The sequence below is a fragment of the Delftia sp. ZNC0008 genome, from assembly GCF_000799035.1.
GTDB classification, from domain to species: domain Bacteria; phylum Pseudomonadota; class Gammaproteobacteria; order Burkholderiales; family Burkholderiaceae_C; genus Comamonas; species Comamonas tsuruhatensis.
Window position 1 is genome coordinate 1 of the sequence record NZ_JTKZ01000609.1, and the last position, 2,342, is coordinate 2,342.

Here is a 2,342-nt window from a genome sequence, read left to right on the forward strand (position 1 = left end):
CGGTGCGCTCTCGTCAGTGCGTCGGCACCAGTGCGCCGGCGCCCGCCGCCAACGGCAGATAAAGGCGTGCGACCAGCCCGCTCGCATCGCCTTCTTCGGGCCGCCACAGGCTGCGCGGCTGCAGCAGCAGGCAGCCGCCTGCGCATTCGGCGATGCGCTGCACGATGGGCAGGCCCAGGCCGCTGCCATGCTCCTGGGGACGCTTGCGCCAGAAGCGGCGCGTGGCCTCTTCGCATTCCTGGGCGCTCAGTCCGGGGCCATGGTCGGCCACGGTGAACTCCACATAGCCTGTGCCCGGCTGCTGCGTCGTGCCCGGCATGGCGCCAATGGGCCGCACGGCCAGTTCCACGGGATGCTGCGGCGCATGGCGCAGGGCGTTTTCCAGCAGATTGCGCAGGGCCGAGACCAGCAGGGGCTCGGAGATGGCCAGCGGCCAGGCGCCATTGCCGGGCTGCTGGTGCGTGTCCAACCATTGGCGCTGCGCCGGCGCCGGTGCTCCGGCGCTCACGGCATTCACCGCCAGTTGCCAGGCCTTGTCCAGCGCCTGCAGCGCATCGGCAGGCGCATCGCCGCAGGCCAGCGCATTGGCGGCGCCCGGTTCATGCTGCTCCAGTCGCGCCAGCAGCAGCAACTGCTCCAGCGTGTGCTGCAGGTGCTCCACGCCCTCGGCCGCCTGGGCCAGCGAATCGCGCGCCATGGAGCCGGGCGGCGCGGCCAGAAGGCCGGCAGGCATGCCGGGCGCCGCCAGCGCCATCTGCGCCACCTGCACGTGGGTCTTGATGGCGGTCAGCGGCGTGCGCAGCTCATGGGCCGCGTCGTCGCTCCAGCGGCGCTCGCGGTCGATGGCCGCGCGCACGCGGTGCAGCAACTGGTTGAGCGTGCCCACCAGCGGCGCCAGCTCGCGCGTCTGCAGGCCCTGGGCCACGGGCGAATCGTCGCCGGGCGGGCGGCGCGCCAGTTCGCGCCGCAGGGCCTCCAGCGGCCTGAGGCCCTGGGTCACGGCCCACCACATCAGCCCCATGCTGGCCAGCAGGGCCAGCACGAAGGGCAGGACGATGGTGTAGGCAAAGCCGTGGATCAGGCCCTCGCGCACATCGATGCGGTCGGCCGTGGCGATGCGCACGCCGTGGTCCTCCAGCACATAGGTGCGCCAGGGCTTGCCCCCCTTGATGATAGTCGAGAAGCCCAGCGGCATGCTCTGCGGGAACACGGGGCTGCCCTCGGTCTTGGCCAGCACCTGCGGCAGGGCCGATTCGGGCCGCACGGGCTGGACCTCGCCGCGCACCAGGCTGACCTCGCAGGCCACGCCGTCGCGCGCGATCACGTTGAGCATGGGGCTCCAGTCCTGCGGCAGCTCCCGGGCAGGCCGGAACTGGTGGACGATGCCGGCCACCATGCGCGCCGAGGCGATCAGCCGGTCATCCAGCACGGTGCGCAGCTCGTTGCGCATGTCCGAGAACATCCAGGCCGCCACCCCGCCCCACAGCGTGCACAGCGCCAGGCACAGACATGCCAGCAGGCGCACGCGCAGGCTGCGCATCATGGGTGCAGGCCCAGGCGGTAGCCCTCGCCGCGCACCGTCTCCACCAGTTCATGGCCCAGCTTGCGGCGCAGGTGGTGCACATGCACGTTGACGGCATTGCTCTCCACGTCCTGGCTGTAGCCGTAGAGGCTGTCGCGCAGTTGCTCGGTACTCAGGATGCGGCCCGGCGACTGCAGCAGCGCGCGCAGCAGCGACCACTCGCGGCGCGACAGCTCCACGGTGCGGCCCTGGCGCTGGATATGGCCGGCAGCGGGGTTGATGCGCACCTCGCCCAGCTCGATCCAGTCCACGCTGCGGCCGGCCGCGCGGCGCAGCAGCGCATGCAGGCGCGCCGCCAGTTCGTGCAGGTCAAAGGGCTTGACCAGGTAATCGTCGGCGCCGGTCTGCAGGCCTTCGATGCGCTGTGACACGGCATCGCGCGCCGTCAGCACCAGCACGGGCACCTGCAGGCCCTGGCCGCGCCAGCGCGCCAGCAGCGAGAGGCCATCCTCGTCGGGCAGGCCCAGGTCCAGCACGCAGGCATCGAAATGCGAGGAACGGATGGCCGCATCCGCCTGCCCGGCCGAGGCCACGGTATCCACGCCAAAGCCCTGCAGCTGCAGGCCGGCCCGCACGCCGCTGGCCACCAGCGCGTTGTCTTCCACCAAGAGAACATGCATGTTGTTGTCCGCAGGGCCTGGCGCCAGGCCCCGCCGTCTGTATCCAAGTCGGGAACGAAAAGCGACTGAGCATCGCAGATTTGCCGCGCTGGCGCGGCGGTGCGCCGAATTTCGCAGGCGGGTGCACAAGAATGACGCGG

Annotated in this window: 2 protein-coding genes; both read right to left on the reverse strand. The window is 71.3% G+C overall.

The window, feature by feature from the left end:
• Nucleotides 1–13 precede the first annotated feature (13 nt).
• Nucleotides 14–1,543 (reverse strand): ATP-binding protein, encoded by a 1,530-nt coding sequence (locus L995_RS19950; protein ID WP_047473194.1) that lies wholly within the window; start codon nt 1,541–1,543, stop codon nt 14–16.
• Nucleotides 1,540–2,202: a response regulator gene (locus L995_RS19955; protein ID WP_012206042.1), complete on the reverse strand. Its 663-nt coding sequence runs from the start codon at nt 2,200–2,202 to the stop codon at nt 1,540–1,542. The genes L995_RS19950 and L995_RS19955 overlap by 4 nt, the downstream gene beginning before the upstream one ends.
• Nucleotides 2,203–2,342 lie beyond the last annotated feature (140 nt).